Below are 16,224 nucleotides of genomic sequence, written 5' to 3'. Positions count from 1 at the left end.
AAAGGCATTCGGTAAAGGGCTATGAAAATAAGTTTTTCTTCTTTACATCCTTTTGTGAATTTTTTCTATTATATCGGGGTGATGATACTATGTATGATGTGTCTTCATCCTCTTTTTTTAATTGGAGCAATAGTATTAATTATTATGTTAAATGTGATGCAAGGAAATAGCGAAAAGATAAGAAAGATGCTACCGAGCATAATTGTTTTCTTTTTTATGGTAATTTTATTTAATTCGTTATTAACGCATAGAGGTCGAACTACGTTATTTTGGTTAGGTGATAGCCGTATTAAGCTTGAGGCGATTATGTTTGGAATAGTAATGGGGTTATTACTAGTTGCAGTTATGTTTACGTTTGCGTCATACAATGATATTATTTCCAGTCATAAATTTTTATATTTGTTTTCAAGAATTTCACCGAAAGTTGCATTGTTAACGATGATTACAGTGAGATTTGTTCCTTTGTTTATAAGGCGATTAAAGAAAATCACACTCGTTCAAAAGACGAAAGGTGTGCAGGTAGATTCAGGTTCGATAATTGAACGCGTCAAAAATGGTATGCAATTGCTGCAAGTATTATTAATTTGTTCATTAGAAGATGCACTGCAAACGGCAGATTCTATGCAAGCTCGTGGATTTGGTGTAACGAAGCGTACGACGTATATTCGCTATAGAATGGAAAGGCGTGACTGGTATACGCTCAGTTATTTAATCATTCTATTTATAGCTGCTATTATATGTAGTAATTATGGCGGAGGGAAATTGATTATTTATCCGAAAGTCGAATCGATTCTATTTCAACAATACGATGGGATGATGTTTGTCGTATTTACGATGTTTATTAGTTTACCAATCATAATGGAAGGGAGAGAATGGATATGGTGGCGCATGCAGAAATAAACAATTTATCATTTGTATATGCTGATGAAAACGAATATGCGTTACAGCATATTTCTCTTTCTGTTCAAAAAGGTGAGTTTATTGCACTTGCTGGAGGATCGGGATCTGGGAAGACGACTTTATTAAAACATTTTAAAAAGGAGTTACTTCCAATTGGTACGCGTTCTGGAGAGATATTTTATGAGGGTGTTTTAATAGAGGAAGTAGCTGATTTGTTATCTGCCCAAGAAATTGGCATGGTATTTCAAAACCCAGAAAATCAGATCGTTATGGATACAGTAATTCAAGAATTAGCATTTTCTTTAGAAAATATCGGATTATCATCACATATTATTCAAAAAAGAATAGCAGAGCTTATTAGCTTTTTAGGATTTCAAGATTTATTGCATCAATCTGTTCACACGTTATCTGGTGGGCAAAAGCAACTTGTTAATTTAGCTGCGGTATTAGTTATGCAGCCGAAATTGCTATTATTAGATGAACCGACAGCGCAGTTAGATCCAATCGCTGCAAAAGAGTTTTTAGGATTATTAAAACGGATTAATGAAGAACTTGGAATTACGATTATTTTAAGTGAACATCGTTTAGATGAAGTTATCCCGCTTGCAACACGCGTTGTTTGTATGGATAATGGCCGTATTATGTATGATGGTAGTCCTAAAATTGTTATTACGGATATGTGGGGAGTAGAATCATTCCGTCCATTTATTCCGCAAATTCCAAGGCTATTTTTAGAGTGGAATGTGAGAGATATTCCGTTTACAGTGCGAGAGGCGCAAATGAAAATGAATGATTTTGCAGCGATATCATATGTAAATGAGCCAATAGCACAAAGTGAAAAGCAAGAGGTAATTTTAAGCGCAGAGCATATTTCGTTCCAATATGAAAAAAATAGTCCGCTTATTTTACATGATTTATCAGTTTCGATTGAAAAAGGAAAATGGGTAGCGCTCGTTGGGAAGAACGGTACAGGTAAGTCTACACTGTTAACGATTTTAGCAGGATTACAAAAAGCGAGAAGAGGGAAAGTAAAGTGGAACGGAAAAGTGATACATAAAATTGATTCGAAAGAACGATTTAAAAGTATTGGATATGTATCGCAGCATCCGTATTATCATTTTACATTTGATACAGTATGGGACGAGGTTTATGAACGTGCACGTGAATTATACGGAGAACAAGGAAAAGAAATAGCAGAAGATAGGCTAAAACAGTTTTGGTTGTATTCGCTTAAAGAACGCCATCCGCACGATTGTAGCGGAGGAGAGCAACAATTACTTGCGCTATGTACAACGTTATTATCAAAGCCAACGCTATTATTACTGGATGAACCGACAAAGGGGTTAGATCCATGGAAGAAAGAAAGAGTAGGAGAACTATTTAGGGAGCTGCAAAAAGAAGGAACAACAATTGTAATGGCGACGCATGACATTGAATTTGCAGCGAAATACGTTGATCAATGTATGATGTTATTTGACGGAACAGTCATTATGAATGATGCACCGAAAGAATTTTTTAGCGGGAACTTCTTTTATACAACATCTATTAATCGATTCATTCGAAAAGAATTGCCATATGCATTAACGTGGGAGGATGTGTACGAAGCGTGTCCAAACGATATGTTGCATTCATAATATGTATCTTTGCAGTAATAATCGGCACATTACTTCTTACGACACTTGTCATGGACGGTTATTACATGTTAAGTAGTTTGTTTATATTAGCGGTTATTATGTTACCTTTCTATATCCGTTTTGAAAGAAAGGCGTTTGTTTCACGTGAAATTGTTCTCGTTGCTGTATTAGCGGCAATTGCAGCAGTAAGCCGGGTGCCATTTTCTATTTTACCAAGTGTACAACCAACTTCTTTTGTCATTATCGTTTCTGCAATTGTATTTGGTAGTGAAACTGGTTTTATGATTGGTGCTACAGCAGCGATTGTATCTAATATTTTTTTAGGACAAGGTCCATGGACACCGTGGCAAATGTTTTCCTGGGGTATGATTGGTTTTATAGCAGGTTTACTTTGTAATACATTTTTTATGAAAAAGCTATGGGGAAGACTTCTTTACGGAGTAATTGTTGGCTTTTTATTTGGCTGGATTATGAATTTCTGGGGCCTTCTCGGTTTTATACGAGAAGCAACGTGGGAAACTGTCATTTCGTATTATATCGCAAGTTTTTACTTTGATTTGAGCCATGCGATTTCGAATGTTATTTTCTTATTACTATTTAGTACTTCATGGATTACGATTCTTACAAGATTTAAAAAGAAATACGGTATATTAGATGAGCATAACGTGACATAGAAAAGCATACTCATATAAGGTAGGGTCGCGACTTACATATTCGTTTGCCTCTTTCATGCTTCTTACATATTGTAAGGAGCATTTTTTTGTCAAAAAATCGATTTAATATACATCCGTTATTATATAAAATTATTTGTATAATGGTAGGTGAGAACTTTTTTCAAAAGTGAGGTGTATAGTTAATGAAGTTAGTTATTCCAAAGCAACATGGTGCATGGGCTATGCTTGTTATTCCTTTTTTATTAAGTGTCATACTTGGGAAACCTACTATTTATCATATTCCATTGTTTTTAGCGTGGTTTTTTATCTATTTAGCCACGTATCCATTTCTTACGTACATAAAGCAAAGACGAAAAAAAGAGTTTTTACAAGCTGCCATTGTTTATTTCAGCATTGCGTTCCTATTTGGGATGATTTCTTTATTATATGAGTGGCGAATTCTTTTATTCGTAATAGTAATGATTCCATTATTTATAGTGAATATGTATTACGCACGTCAAAAAAATGAAAGAGCACTATTAAATGATATTTGTGCGATTATTGTGTTTTGTATCGGTGGATTAATTAGTTATTACTTTTCAATGAAGCAAATCGATCATACAGCATTATTCATTGCACTTATTTCATTTTTATACTTTTTAGGTAGTACGTTCTATGTGAAAACGATGATTCGTGAAAAAAATAACCCGAAGTATCGTCTTATATCTTGGGGATATCATATCGTATTAACAATAATCATATTTGTGATTAATCCGTGGTGTTCTCTTATTTTTATACCAAGTGCCATTCGAGCAATTGTGTTGTATGGCAAAAAAATTTCTATTATAAAAGTAGGAATTTTAGAAATTGCTAATTCTGTATATTTTTTAATCATAACGGCAATAATTATGAAGTATGCCATTTGAAAAAACTTCCCATCAATTGATGGGAAGTTTTTAATCTTTTTCTAAAATGTGAACGGTGTACTCGCAACGTTGAATAGCTTGTTCAACAGCATAAAGTGATTGTTCAATACGAGCGCGATTAAAATCTTTTTCAACTGTTTCGAGCGCTTCTTCTAAACAATTTTTAGCTTCTTGTAATGATTGAAAAGAATCTTGTACATATCCGCGAGCATTTTGATGCATTTCATAATCCTCCTTGCGTGTTCGTATATGGGTAGTATGAACAGTAAGGAAGAAAATATAATTTGTTATATTTATTTGACAATTAAAGTGGAATTACGTATAGTAAGAATTAAGTGAATATTTTCTTATCCAGAGAGGTGGAGGGACTGGCCCGATGAAACCCAGCAACCGCGATGCAGGTGCTAATTCCAGCAGAACATATTTGTTCTGGGAGATAAGACGAAGATATATACGTAACTTCTTCTTATCGGAGAGGTTTTTTTATTGCAAAAAAACCGATTACGAAAATTTATATTAAGAAGAAAGGGGTTGCGCATTACTGTGACACTCGAAAAATACGTAAAACTGCGTAGTACAGTTTATGAATATATGATAGAGCAAGATAAGCCGATATCATTGTTAGATATTCAAGAACATATCGTTTCGCATCATGAAGGAAAATTCACGAAAAAGATGTTGCATCAATTTTATTTATCAAGATTATTAGATGAACTAAAACTGGATGGGAAAATTACATTAGCTGATGAATATCTCTATGCTGAAAAAGGGGTATTGTATAAGGCGAGAAAAGGGAGCTAAGCTCTCTTTTTTTCTTAAAATAACGGAGTATGTAGAGTAAAAGACTGCTAAAGCAGCCTGATACAGGGAATGGTGTTGAGTGTGTAGTGTCAAAAATTGAATGTGCCTGAAAGAGGCAATTCATATCGGCTGCAAATGAAAAGAGACACCTTCGCCGAATAGGTGTCAGTCGTTTTGTCATATAGACTTGCTATTTGACAGTTATTAGAATAACATACAGGATTTTTGAAGTCAAAAGGGAATTAAAGGAAGGGGTACAATTATGTACGCTTACTTATTAAAAGATATAACGAAATGGATCCCAAAGTACATTGTAGATAAGGGATATGAATATTATGAAGATGGACATGTAGAAGATGTTGAAATACATGATAAAAAAGTGTTTGCTTTCGTTACTGGAAATGCCGGAAATTATGAAGTAGTTATCGATCTCGAAGATTTTTCAGAAAGTAGCTGCGAATGTCCATATGAGAATCTTTGTAAGCATATGGCGGCAGTTGTTTATGATATTCAAGGTGCTGGTGAGAGTGCAGTTAAAGAGAAACTGAAAGATTTAGAAAAAGAAGAGTTACTTATATTATTAAATCGATTATTGCAAAGTTCGAAAAACGTGCAAATTGTAGAGAAGATGTTAAAGAAGGAGAAACTTTAATGTATAGAGGGAGTTGTTATGTAGTGAACGTACTAATTGTATACGCTCATCCTAATCCTTCAAGTTTTAACGCGGCGATTTTCAATCATGTGCAAAAAGGACTACCGGAAACAAATCATTCAGTTACGCTGCTTGATTTATACAAAGAACAATTTGATCCAGTCCTCGTATTTAATGAAGAGAAGAAAAGGCTCGTACATTATGAATGAAGTCGACCGTATTATAAACTGTGTTCAGTATGATGGCGAACTTTTTCGGAAGTATGTTACGTGTTTACTTCAATTGAAAAAATGTAGTAAAACATTTCAGCAAATTCAAATAGAGTTAAGAAATGACTACTTGATAAGAGGAATTTGTGAAAGAGAAGTAGATGAGGTAGTACAGGGAAGTAAAGAATATGAAATGCATTTTCTTCCTAAAGTATTACAGTGGAATTTTTTGAGGGAAAATCCACATTTAATTGAAAAAGTGTGTGAAGATTTTTTTGCATTTGAGTCATTACATCTTACGGAGGTAGAGTAGAGTGGAAGAAGATTATAAATTGCATGGGAAATAAGTGATTTATTATGTAAAAAAGCTAGTATAAAACTAGCTTTTTGTTTAAATAAATAAGAAACATAGACTAATGATAAAACCCGCATATAGTAAGTTCACAACACAAAATCCCATAATGTCACGAGCACCTAAACCAGCTATCGCTAATGCTGGTAATGCCCAGAAAGGTTGAATTAAATTCGTCCAAGCATCGCCCCATGCAATTGCCATTGCTGTTTTTGCAGCAGGTACACCAAGTTCAGCGCCAGCTGGAATCATAATTGGTGCTTGCACAGCCCATTGACCGCCGCCAGATGGAACGAAAATGTTAACAATGCCAGCACTTAAAAATGTAAAGAGCGGAAAAGTCGTTTCATTTGAAATGCTAATAAAGAAATTAGAAATAGCTCCTCCAAGTGAAAGTCCTTCACTATTTGCTCCAATCATCATGCCCATAATTCCTGCGTAAAACGGAAATTGAAGTAAAATGCCAGAAGCACTTTTCGTAGAGTCTGAAAAAGCGCGAATATACTGAATCGGAGTACGGTGGAAAATAAGACCTGCAATTAATAACATAAAAATCACGATATCGAGAGTAAGGTTAAAACCTTTCGTATAAAAGTAATTGAAAATATAAATGAGACCTAACAATCCAACGCAAAGTGTAATAATAATGCTATTTTCCATCTTTTCAGCGAACGTATTTTTTTCTACTTCTTGAGCAGCGGCTTCTTCATGGAACACGCTAGGATCTACTGTAATCGTATGTTTTTCATCTGGATGCATCGCTTTATTAATGAGAGGCATCGTAACGAGAAAAATAATAACTGGAACGAGAGCGTATGGTGAGAATAACGTTTCTGTTATTGGAATCGCCTCTTTAATACTTCCAGCAGTCGTTTTAATTAACGTTTCACCGCCTGTTGCTAACGTAAGAGGGATAGAGGCTGAAAGACCGGCATGCCAAATGAGAAACCCAGAGTAAGAAGAGGCGATTGCTAGTCTATAATCTAATCCGTCCAGCTGCCTTGCCACTTCTTTTGCGTATAAAACAGATACAACAATTCCAAAGCCCCAGTTTATGTATGCACCAAGTAAACTTACAATTGAAATGGCAATAATGCCTTGTCCATTCGTTTTTGGTAGTCTGGCAGCTTTCGTTAATCCTTTTTTTATAAGAGGAGCATTTGCTAAAGCAGATCCAGTCACGAGTACAAGTGCCATTTGCATAGAAAAGGCGAGGAGTCCCCAAATTCCATTACCCCAGTGATTAATCATTTCTACAGGGGTTTGGTGAGTCGCAAACATACCAAAGAAGATAACGAAAACAGTTAGTAAACATGATAAAATAAACGGTTCTGGCAAGAAGCGTTGCACTAAGGCGACGCAACCATTTGTAAAGGAACGAAACAAAATAGATCAGCCTCCTTATGTATATGTATTACAATTATTCGAGGTTGTTTAGGAGATAACCTCTAATATAAAGAAAATTCAGATATTTATAGGATGATAATTTATTGATAGGTTGATATAGAGCCTTGTATCAGATTCTGCTTTTAATATACTAGAAGAAAACGGTTGGAAATGGGGTAGCACTTATAGGGATAGTATAGAGAAAGGTTACTAGCTGGCTTCAAAGCAACGGTTGCAAAGGGAGAGGAGATTCAATACAATAGTGTTGTATTACATGAGAAATATGTTTTAGCATAAATCTAGCTAAAAATGTTTATACAAATACATTTAAAATTGATGGGGGAATTATGATCAAAAGTTTTTATCTTTTAAAGCCTAAAATGTTTACGGCAGATATGTATTATAAAGTTTTTATTACAGGTGACTGTATATATTTTATAAAGATTGGCGGACAGTTTCATAGTCGACATGCTTATAAAAAACAATTACCTGGTATTTCAGAGCTATTGTTTTTGTTCTGGTTCAAAAAAATTGAGAAAAAACAATTAAACTTAGAAACTGAAATAGATACAAAAATACATACTGGCGATGTACATGAACTCTTGCAATTAAAGAATAACTTTTCAATTGAAATAAATACAATTGAAGAGGTAGTATTAAATAAACGAGGAACGTTTCATACAGGTTTTAATGATAATGGAACAATTTCCTTTATGTTAAAAAATGGTCAAAAAATAAAGTTCATCATCCCGGAAGAAACTTTATTTTCATCTATAGAAGAAATTTTCGACCAATATGAACAGACAATCTTTGTAAGGGAAGTGTTTTAACGAATTCTCCAAAAGGTGTGGATGTATTAGTTAAACACTTAATTAAACATGTAAACTGCTTATATAAATTTTGATAGGCGTATTTTAAGCAGTTATTCTTTCAGTATCTTCTAATATGTAGGAGTATAAATAAAATATCCCAACAAGAAAAAGCTTCCACTACTGTGGAAGCTTTTCTAAATAATGTGCAATATCAATATACATATTTGAATAAACCGAATGTATTTCATTACTTGGCGTTGCGTTAGAAGAGAAATGAACGATTACCATATTTGCTTTCGGATCGATGTAAAGTGTTTGTCCGTAACTACCTAACACTTCAAAAGCACCTTGTTCATTGTGCGGAATCCACCATTGATTATGATAAGAAATAGAAGCTCCAGGGCCAATTGCAAGTTCACCTTCTTGGACATTTTTTACACTTTCTGTAATAGAAGAAGGGAGAATTTGTTTTCCGTTATATTCCCCGTTGTTTAATAGTAATTGCCCAAATCTCGCCATATCTCTAGCAGTTGCATTTAATCCAGCACTAGCTTGTTCTATTTTTGTTTCATCTGTAACGTAATACGCGTTTTTTTCCATACCAATTTGAGACCAAATTCGTTCACTTACATTTTCAGCTAGTGATTTACCAGTAATAGTTTTAATAATCCAAGCGAGCGTTTCTGTTGATCCGTTATTGTAAGAAAAGGAAGAACCAGGCGGTGCAGTTTCTTCGGCTTCTCGTAACATATCATAAATTTTCATCGGACCGTCGTAGTTTTTGCCGCGGGGTAAAATATTGCTAGCTAAATATAATTGTGCATCTTGATTTTCTAGCCCAGGCTGCTCATATCCGTGGGTCGGGTATTCTGCTGACACTTGCATGTCCATTAATTGCTGAAGTGTGGCATTACCGAACGGTGTGTTTTTTAATTCTTTTATGTAAGTGTCAGCTGTTTTTTCTAAGTCAATACGTTTTTCTTCAGCGAGAGATTGTATAATTGCCCCGGTAAAGACTTTTGCTAATGATGCCATACCATGAGGTTCATTCTGTTTATACCCATTGAAATATCGTTCGTAAACAAGTTGTCCATTATGTACAACGACAAAAGCATCTGTTTTGTTATCATCTAAAAGTTTTTTTAGAGGAGTTGTATTTCCGAATCTACGCTCCACAGCAAAATCGTCTAAGTTTTGCAATGCGGAAGGGAAGTGAGCAATTTGGTCAGGATTGTTTTTTACGTTATTAACTAAAGTGAATTCTTTCATATGAGTATATGACCAACGTAAGTAAGGGTCATTTAACCAGTTTTCTTTTGTCACATTATGTTTTGATGGGGTCGTTTTATTTTGTTTGAAGTAAGTAAACCCAAGCCCTGTAATTACAAATATGAATGTTAGTATAAGTAAGAGTAGGGGAGATTTTTTTAGTTTCATATATGGCCCTCCTTTTTATTTCTACTATAAGTATACGCTCGTCTTGAAAGAAATACAAAATAAGGAAAGTAAACGGGGAAGTTTACTTTCCTTATTAACGTTAAGCGGAAATTTTTCCGTCTGTAGGTTGTTTCTTGAATTTTTGTTTTCGTCCGTGTAATCCATAATATAAAAGTAAAGTGAACGCAACGATAATAGCTGCGATAAAATACATATTATGATAACTGGATTTCGCTGCGACAATACCTAAAATGAAAGAACCAAAGCCAATACCACTATCAAAGAATGAGAAATACGTAGCTGTCGCAGAACCACGTCTATGGTTTGGAGCGGCAGAAATCGCAATCGTTTGGAAACTCGGAATTAATGTTCCGTAACCTAAACCGATTAGCATACCTGCGCCAAGGAACCAAAATGAAGTTTGTGCTTGGCTTAATATGAACATTCCGATTGTGAAAATAATGATAGCAGGGTAAACGAGTACATTTTCACCGAAGCGATCAAAAATCTTTCCTGTAAATGGACGAGAAATGACAACAACAAGTGCGTATAAAATAAAGAAGTAACTTGCAATTTCACTTAAACCGAGTTCTTTCGCATAAATAGGAATAAAGGATAAAATACCACTATAAGAAAAGGCTAAAACAAATCCTGTAAGTGCAATTGGAATAGAAGATGGTTCGATTAAGTCTTTCCATTTCATTTTTTCACGTTTTTGTTTGCTAACAGGTGCTTCGTGTGGAATATCTACAAGTAGTCCTAATAAAAATGCAAGTAATGAAAATACGGAACAAACGATAAATAACACAGTAAACGAAAAATGAGAAATAATTGTTAAACCTAAAAAAGGACCAATTACCATCGGCAGACTCATAAATACGCCGAAATATGCAAGTGCTTCGCCTCGTCGATGAGCTGGCGCAACATCAGTTACGATCGTACCAGTAGCTGTCGTTGCCATCCCGAACCCAATACCGTGTAAGAAGCGAAGGGCAAGTAATAAGAATAAACTTTGCGCACCGAAATACATAACAGTAGCGGCTAAAAATAATGAAAGTGAAATAAATAATATTTTCTTTCTTCCTAAATCATCGAGCCATTTTCCTGTGAATGGTCTACATAAAACAGAAGAAATAAGAAACACAGTTGCAACTAAACCAATTTCCTCAGGTTTTCCTTTTAGGCCGTCTATTACATAGACAGGCAGAGTAGTCATAAGCATGTAAAATGTTAAGAAGAGAAATAGACTACTAAAACAAGTTCCGAGGAAATCCTTCGTCCAAAGTTTCTCACTTTGCATCGTCATCCCTCCAATTTAATCTAAATTTTTAATAATTTGTTGTAACACTTGAAATGCTTGATGTAAATCATCTTCGTTAATACCTTCTAGCGTTTTTTCTTCGAAAGTATCAACTTCTTCTTGCCATATTGGAATCATCTTTATCGCTGTTTCGGATAAAGAAATGAGCTTCTCACGGCGATCTTTACCTTCTGTACGAATAATCCATCCCATCGTTTCCATACGTGTTAACGTACGAGTCATCGTTGGTGATTCAACATTTAAATACTGGCACAATTCTGTTTGCGTACAAGAACCAGTTTGATTAATGCGGAAAATAACAGCCCATTGCGCACTAAATAACCCTGTTGGAGATACACGTTCATTAAATTTCTTCGTAAACTTTCGAGAAGTCTGGCTGACGATGTGAAAAAAATGTTGTTTTTCGTCCATGTATTTTGATCCTTTCAAATTAGTTACCTAGCTAACTATATACTTTTTTATAATAATTGTCTAGTAATAGACATGTTGATTTATGTAAAAAATTCTTATAGGTTTTATGTTGCGAACGTACATTCTACGTGCTATTCTTTAATTAAGTAAAGAATTTTCTTTCTATTAAATAGAATGGGGGAACTTGTGATGATTAAGCCTGCAACAATGGAGTTTGTTTCACTATCGAACGGAGAAACGATTGCATATCAGGAAGTTGGAAGGCGAAATACAGATATTCTTGTACTCATTCACGGGAACATGACATCGTCACAACATTGGGATTTAGTCATTGAAAAATTGCAAAATCAATATCATATTTACGCTCTTGATTTAAGAGGATTTGGACAATCAACGTATAATCAATCGATAGATTCATTACAAGACTTTGCAGAAGATGTAAAATTATTTATCGACGAGTTAAAGCTAGAGAAATTCTCATTAATGGGCTGGTCAATGGGTGGTGGCGTTGCGATGCAATTTACAGCGAATCACCCAACTTTTGTAGAAAAGTTAATTTTAGTAGAATCAGTAGGAATGAAAGGTTACCCAATCTTTAAAAAAGATACGAATGGGCAGCCGATTGTATCAAGTTTAGTAAAGACGAAAGAAGAAATTGCACAAGATCCAGTACAAATCGCTCCAGTATTAGACGCGATAAAAAATATGAACAAACTATATTACCGTACAGTATGGAATCTATTAATATATACACATAACCAACCTGAACCGGACCGTTATGAAAAGTATTTAGATGATATGTTAACGCAACGTAATTTCGTAGATGTGAATTATGCGCTCATTACATTTAATATTTCAGATGAACATAATGGGGTTGTAGAGGGAAGTAAGCAAATTCATCGTATTAAAGCGCCAACACTCGTCATACAAGGTGATAGAGATTATGTCGTACCCCAAGTAGTCGGTGAGGAATTAGCGAAACATTTGCCAAATGCAGAGTTGAAGGTATTAGAAGATTGCGGACACTCGCCGTTTATTGATTGTTTAGATGTATTTATAAAACATGTAGAGAATTGGTTAGAACAGAAATAATCCCCGAAATGAAAGGTATTGCATATACTATAACATTGTAGGTAAAAGGGGAGATTATCAATGCATCAACCATTTTTCATCGCTTATTCGCCATATAATCATTACGCATATACAAAAATGATGATAAACCCGCTGTATATGCAAGTTTCGCCAGCTGTAGTTCCTTTACAAATGCAATATCCGCAGCCACCAATCGCAAACGCACAGCAATACTTATATGAAACTGCTTTTTATAAACATCCATACTTTAAGCAATTTCATAACAATGTGAAAGCACAAGTTTGGGAAGGATAAGGTAACAAGCTAAAAGATTCATTCTTTTAGCTTGTTTTTTATTGCGAATATTCGTACACGCATTTGCAGAAACAGTTTATAATGAAAAGTGGAAGCGTGAGAAGGAGAGGGAAAGGGATGTCAATGCGTTTTACTTTTTGGATTATGGTTGGGATTGTAGCAATCTCGGGTTTATCACAAGGAATGCTCTTACCGGCCATTGCAATGATTTTTGAACAAGAAGGGGTTAGTTCAAGTATTAATGGTATTCATGCGACGGCATTGTACATTGGGATATTAGTCATTTCGCCGTTTCTTGAAAAACCGATGCAAAGGTTTGGAATGAAGCCGATTATTGTTATAGGTGGGTTTCTCGTTATTATTTCATTATTCTTTTTTACACAAACATTTTCGTTTTGGGTATGGTTTATCCTTAGATTTCTAGTTGGAGTCGGAGATCATATGCTTCATGTCGGAACACAAACGTGGATCACGACAACATCAGACCCAAGTAAAATAGGGAGACAAGTATCGATATACGGTGTATTCTTCGGAATTGGTTTTGCCGTTGGCCCGTATTTAGCAAGCACTGTGCAGTACGGTCTTGCAACGCCATTTATTATATCTACTTTACTTTGTTTAATAGGTTGGCTTTTACTACTTCCAACAAAAAATGCATTCCCAGCGCAAGATGAAAGAGAAGTGAAGAGTGAATCATCATTTTCTCGTTATAAACAAGTTGTTGGATTAGGATGGATTGCACTGCTAGGACCACTTGCATATGGCGTACTTGAAGCAATGTTAAACAGTAACTTACCAGTATACGCACTTCGTAAAGGGTGGTCTGTTTCAGATGTATCCTTCTTATTACCAGCATTTGCAGTTGGGGGTATTATTACACAAATTCCGCTCGGTATATTGAGTGATAAATACGGAAGGGACCGTATATTAACGTGGACGTTTAGCATAAGTACGGGCATTTTTCTACTTGCCGCCGTATTTGATCAATATTACTGGATCGTCTTTGCCTGCATGCTTTTAGCGGGTATGGTTATTGGATCGTGCTTCTCTTTAGGGCTTGGATTTATGACTGATTTATTACCGAGACATTTACTACCTGCAGGTAATATATTATCCGGAATCGCTTTTAGTTTAGGAAGTATTATGGGACCTGTATTAGGCGGCGTATTTATAGAAAAAATACAGTATACAAGCTTTTTTATTGCGGTTATGATTATAATGGGAATTCTCGCAATGTTATATATGGTCTACATGAAAAATCAATTTGCATCAAGAAAAATAGAAAGTAGGTTAGGGCATGACAAAACAACCTAATAAAAAGAAATTTGAAGTACTTGAAAATGAAACAATTACAGACTGCTTAGCACGTATGGAACAAGAAGGCTACGCTCCGTCTCGTCGTATGGAAGAGCCAATCTTTCATGAAGTAAAGAAAGACGGCAAAACAGTAGTTGAGCCGTGCGGTAGGAAGATTGTTTTTGAAGGGAAATTGAAGTAATCCAATAACAAATTCTCTTTATAGTATAGAGCCATCCAATAGTTGGGTGGCTTGTTTTTTTATTAATCAATGAAGGAATTGAATAGAATGAATCTCTCGTTCATTTCTCCTAATGGGCTTCTTTATATGGGACAAAAGATTGCTACTTTTTTCGTATATTGGTAAAATAAGTTCTTGGGTCTTACTTATTGTTATCGGTATAATGTTTGTCGCTTGAATGAAAGAAATTAGTTACAAAAATTTCGCACTATGCAAAGGGGTACAGCAACGATCCCTTTTTTGGAGGCACCTTAAACATAAAGCGAGAGAAGAGGCTATATGAACGATTCTCCTATCTTGTTTAAATATTAAACGAGTTATTGCAATTGGAATAGGTATATCAAACTAGTCGACATCCTGATGGATCATCTTTTTCTAGTAACCTATCACTTCTGATGGAATCGATAGATTGCTAGAAAGCGGAAAACAATTATTAGTATATTCCGAAGCAGGTGTAACAGAGTGTCCTTCCATAATTAAGGGTAAAACCAAAATACGTTGTTTTAAAGAATGATTTGTTAGAACTGGTTATAAGGAATAAAACAGAAAAGAGGATCACATGTTAGATACTTTACAGAGAAGTAAAAAGTTTTTTTTAGTATGTCTTATTTTTTTAGTGCTTTTAACCGCTTGTGGTAATACAGATGTTAAGACATCTAAAGCTTCATTACCACCGGCTGAATCCAATATAGATACATCATTAAAAGCACCAAATTGGGTAGAGAAAAGTCCTATCCAACAGTCTCCTAATTTTACGGAAGATAAAAAAGTACAATCGGTTGTGAATTTAATAGCAACGGGTGATAATTTATATCATGATGCAGTAATTAAAGATGGCAAACAAAAAGACGGTTCATATGATTATAATTATATTTATGAAAATATCAAAAAAGCTGTTAAATCAAGTGATCTTGCTATAGTGAACCAGGAGACTCCGATTGCCGGAAATAATTTGAAAGTACAGGGATATCCAACTTTCAATACACCTGAAGAAGTAGGCCAATCTTTAGTGGACACTGGATTCAATATAGTGACGCAAGCGACAAATCACGCTATGGATATGGGTATTAAAGGTGTTGCGAATACAAGAGAATACTGGAAGAAATATCCGGATGTTATCCCGTTAGGTATTAATGAGAGTCAAAACGAGCGTAATGAAATAAAAACGATTACAAAAAATGGTATTCGTTTTGCGTTATTAAATTATACATATGGTACGAATGGAATTAAAATTCCAGCTGATAAGTCTTGGGCTTTAAATTTAATTGATAAAAAAGCGATACAAAATGATGTGGAAAAGGCAAAGAGTAGCTCTGATATGGTGATTGTTATGGTGCATTGGGGAGTAGAATATACCTCAACACCTTCAAAGCAACAAAAAGAAGTTGCTCAATATTTAACAGATCTAGGTGTAGATGTAGTAATTGGAAATCATCCACATGTAATTCAACCAATTGAGTGGAAACAAAATAAAGATGGACATGAAACGCTAATCTATTATTCTCTTGGAAATCTTATTTCTGCGCAAGAAAAATTAGAAACATTAGTTGGAGGATTATCTTATGTACAATTTGTTAAGTATGAAGATAAAACTTTTGGTATACGACAAGCGGCAATCGTACCGACAGTAACCGACTATGCCGATGGTAAGAAACAATTTAAAATTCAATTTTTAAAAGATTATTCGGATGAAAATTCTAAAAAACATGGAATTAAAAAATTTGTCGGCCCCGTTTCTTTGAAGGATTTCAAGGAGATTCCTAGAGACGTGTTGGGAAATTGGTATAAAGACTAATAAACAAAAAGG

The 16,224-nt window shown here is 34.8% G+C and carries 17 protein-coding genes, 2 pseudogenes and 1 riboswitch; of the genes and pseudogenes, 14 read left to right on the top strand and 5 right to left on the bottom strand.

Annotated elements, in window-relative coordinates; all coding sequences use genetic code 11:
- Nucleotides 1-21: 21 nt before the first annotated feature.
- The 4 genes from BHV55_RS16400 to BHV55_RS16385 all read left to right on the top strand — a co-directional run bounded on the left by BHV55_RS16400 (nucleotide 22) and on the right by BHV55_RS16385 (nucleotide 4,113).
- The gene (locus BHV55_RS16400) at nucleotides 22-900 is read left to right on the top strand and encodes an energy-coupling factor transporter transmembrane component T (RefSeq protein ID WP_070756773.1); all 879 of its coding nucleotides are present in this window, start codon (nucleotides 22-24) and stop codon (nucleotides 898-900) included.
- A complete protein-coding gene (locus BHV55_RS16395; protein WP_070756771.1) occupies nucleotides 873-2,534 on the top strand; it encodes an ABC transporter ATP-binding protein in 1,662 nt (553 codons plus the stop codon). Before BHV55_RS16400 ends, BHV55_RS16395 begins: the two co-directional genes overlap by 28 nt.
- A complete protein-coding gene (locus BHV55_RS16390) occupies nucleotides 2,507-3,208 on the top strand; it encodes an ECF transporter S component (protein ID WP_070756769.1) in 702 nt (233 codons plus the stop codon). The genes BHV55_RS16395 and BHV55_RS16390 overlap by 28 nt, the downstream gene beginning before the upstream one ends.
- A gap of 182 nt (nucleotides 3,209-3,390) precedes the next feature.
- A complete protein-coding gene (locus BHV55_RS16385; protein WP_070756767.1) occupies nucleotides 3,391-4,113 on the top strand; it encodes a YwiC-like family protein in 723 nt (240 codons plus the stop codon).
- Between the two features lie 30 nt (nucleotides 4,114-4,143).
- Here the strand turns inward: BHV55_RS16385 and BHV55_RS16380 are convergent, their stop codons facing one another.
- Nucleotides 4,144-4,335: a hypothetical protein gene (locus BHV55_RS16380; RefSeq protein WP_000554032.1), complete on the bottom strand. Its 192-nt coding sequence runs from the start codon at nucleotides 4,333-4,335 to the stop codon at nucleotides 4,144-4,146.
- 122 nt (nucleotides 4,336-4,457) lie between these two features.
- Nucleotides 4,458-4,556: riboswitch (SAM riboswitch) on the top strand.
- A gap of 100 nt (nucleotides 4,557-4,656) precedes the next feature.
- Here BHV55_RS16380 and BHV55_RS16375 point away from each other — a divergent pair.
- From BHV55_RS16375 to BHV55_RS16360, 4 genes and pseudogenes are all read left to right on the top strand, one after another.
- Nucleotides 4,657-4,914, top strand: a complete 258-nt coding sequence (locus BHV55_RS16375) for a hypothetical protein (protein ID WP_000171476.1) — start codon at nucleotides 4,657-4,659, stop codon at nucleotides 4,912-4,914.
- A 262-nt stretch (nucleotides 4,915-5,176) separates the two neighbouring features.
- The gene (locus BHV55_RS16370) at nucleotides 5,177-5,566 is read left to right on the top strand and encodes an SWIM zinc finger family protein (protein ID WP_000271521.1); all 390 of its coding nucleotides are present in this window, start codon (nucleotides 5,177-5,179) and stop codon (nucleotides 5,564-5,566) included.
- Between the two features lie 23 nt (nucleotides 5,567-5,589).
- Nucleotides 5,590-5,757, top strand: a pseudogene (locus BHV55_RS16365) (NAD(P)H-dependent oxidoreductase); the annotation flags it as partial.
- 10 nt (nucleotides 5,758-5,767) lie between these two features.
- Nucleotides 5,768-6,126: pseudogene (locus BHV55_RS16360) on the top strand (group-specific protein).
- Between the two features lie 40 nt (nucleotides 6,127-6,166).
- On the opposite strand, the gene BHV55_RS16355 reads toward BHV55_RS16360, so the two are convergent.
- Nucleotides 6,167-7,513: a short-chain fatty acid transporter gene (locus BHV55_RS16355; protein ID WP_000490013.1), complete on the bottom strand. Its 1,347-nt coding sequence runs from the start codon at nucleotides 7,511-7,513 to the stop codon at nucleotides 6,167-6,169.
- Nucleotides 7,514-7,860: 347 nt separating this feature from the next.
- Here BHV55_RS16355 and BHV55_RS16350 point away from each other — a divergent pair, with 347 nt between their 5' ends.
- A complete protein-coding gene (locus tag BHV55_RS16350) occupies nucleotides 7,861-8,343 on the top strand; it encodes a hypothetical protein (RefSeq protein WP_000597311.1) in 483 nt (160 codons plus the stop codon).
- Between the two features lie 159 nt (nucleotides 8,344-8,502).
- Here BHV55_RS16350 and BHV55_RS16345 read toward each other — a convergent pair whose 3' ends face one another.
- The 3 genes from BHV55_RS16345 to BHV55_RS16335 form a co-directional block, all read right to left on the bottom strand.
- Complete coding sequence (locus BHV55_RS16345; protein ID WP_070756765.1) at nucleotides 8,503-9,762, bottom strand: serine hydrolase domain-containing protein; 1,260 nt, start codon at nucleotides 9,760-9,762, stop codon at nucleotides 8,503-8,505.
- 100 nt (nucleotides 9,763-9,862) lie between these two features.
- Nucleotides 9,863-11,062: an MFS transporter gene (locus BHV55_RS16340; RefSeq protein WP_001190318.1), complete on the bottom strand. Its 1,200-nt coding sequence runs from the start codon at nucleotides 11,060-11,062 to the stop codon at nucleotides 9,863-9,865.
- Nucleotides 11,063-11,077: 15 nt separating this feature from the next.
- Nucleotides 11,078-11,494, bottom strand: a complete 417-nt coding sequence (locus tag BHV55_RS16335) for a MarR family winged helix-turn-helix transcriptional regulator (protein ID WP_000343675.1) — start codon at nucleotides 11,492-11,494, stop codon at nucleotides 11,078-11,080.
- A gap of 189 nt (nucleotides 11,495-11,683) precedes the next feature.
- Here BHV55_RS16335 and phaZ point away from each other — a divergent pair, with 189 nt between their 5' ends.
- From phaZ to BHV55_RS16310, 5 genes are all read left to right on the top strand, one after another.
- A complete protein-coding gene (gene phaZ / locus BHV55_RS16330; protein ID WP_000594888.1) occupies nucleotides 11,684-12,586 on the top strand; it encodes an intracellular short-chain-length polyhydroxyalkanoate depolymerase in 903 nt (300 codons plus the stop codon).
- A gap of 60 nt (nucleotides 12,587-12,646) precedes the next feature.
- Nucleotides 12,647-12,880, top strand: a complete 234-nt coding sequence (locus BHV55_RS16325) for a hypothetical protein (RefSeq protein ID WP_000554161.1) — start codon at nucleotides 12,647-12,649, stop codon at nucleotides 12,878-12,880.
- Nucleotides 12,881-12,997: 117 nt separating this feature from the next.
- The gene (locus BHV55_RS16320; RefSeq protein ID WP_000062802.1) at nucleotides 12,998-14,194 is read left to right on the top strand and encodes an MFS transporter; all 1,197 of its coding nucleotides are present in this window, start codon (nucleotides 12,998-13,000) and stop codon (nucleotides 14,192-14,194) included.
- Nucleotides 14,178-14,378: an NETI motif-containing protein gene (locus BHV55_RS16315; protein WP_000166303.1), complete on the top strand. Its 201-nt coding sequence runs from the start codon at nucleotides 14,178-14,180 to the stop codon at nucleotides 14,376-14,378. Before BHV55_RS16320 ends, BHV55_RS16315 begins: the two co-directional genes overlap by 17 nt.
- A 598-nt stretch (nucleotides 14,379-14,976) precedes the next feature.
- Nucleotides 14,977-16,212: a CapA family protein gene (locus BHV55_RS16310; RefSeq protein WP_048568386.1), complete on the top strand. Its 1,236-nt coding sequence runs from the start codon at nucleotides 14,977-14,979 to the stop codon at nucleotides 16,210-16,212.
- The last annotated feature ends 12 nt before the right edge of the window (nucleotides 16,213-16,224 follow it).

Origin of the sequence: Bacillus sp. RZ2MS9, assembly GCF_001816185.2 — a bacterium.
In the GTDB taxonomy this organism is placed as follows: Bacteria; Bacillota; Bacilli; order Bacillales; family Bacillaceae_G; genus Bacillus_A; species Bacillus_A cereus.
This window is presented reverse-complemented; position numbering and strand designations above follow the sequence as displayed.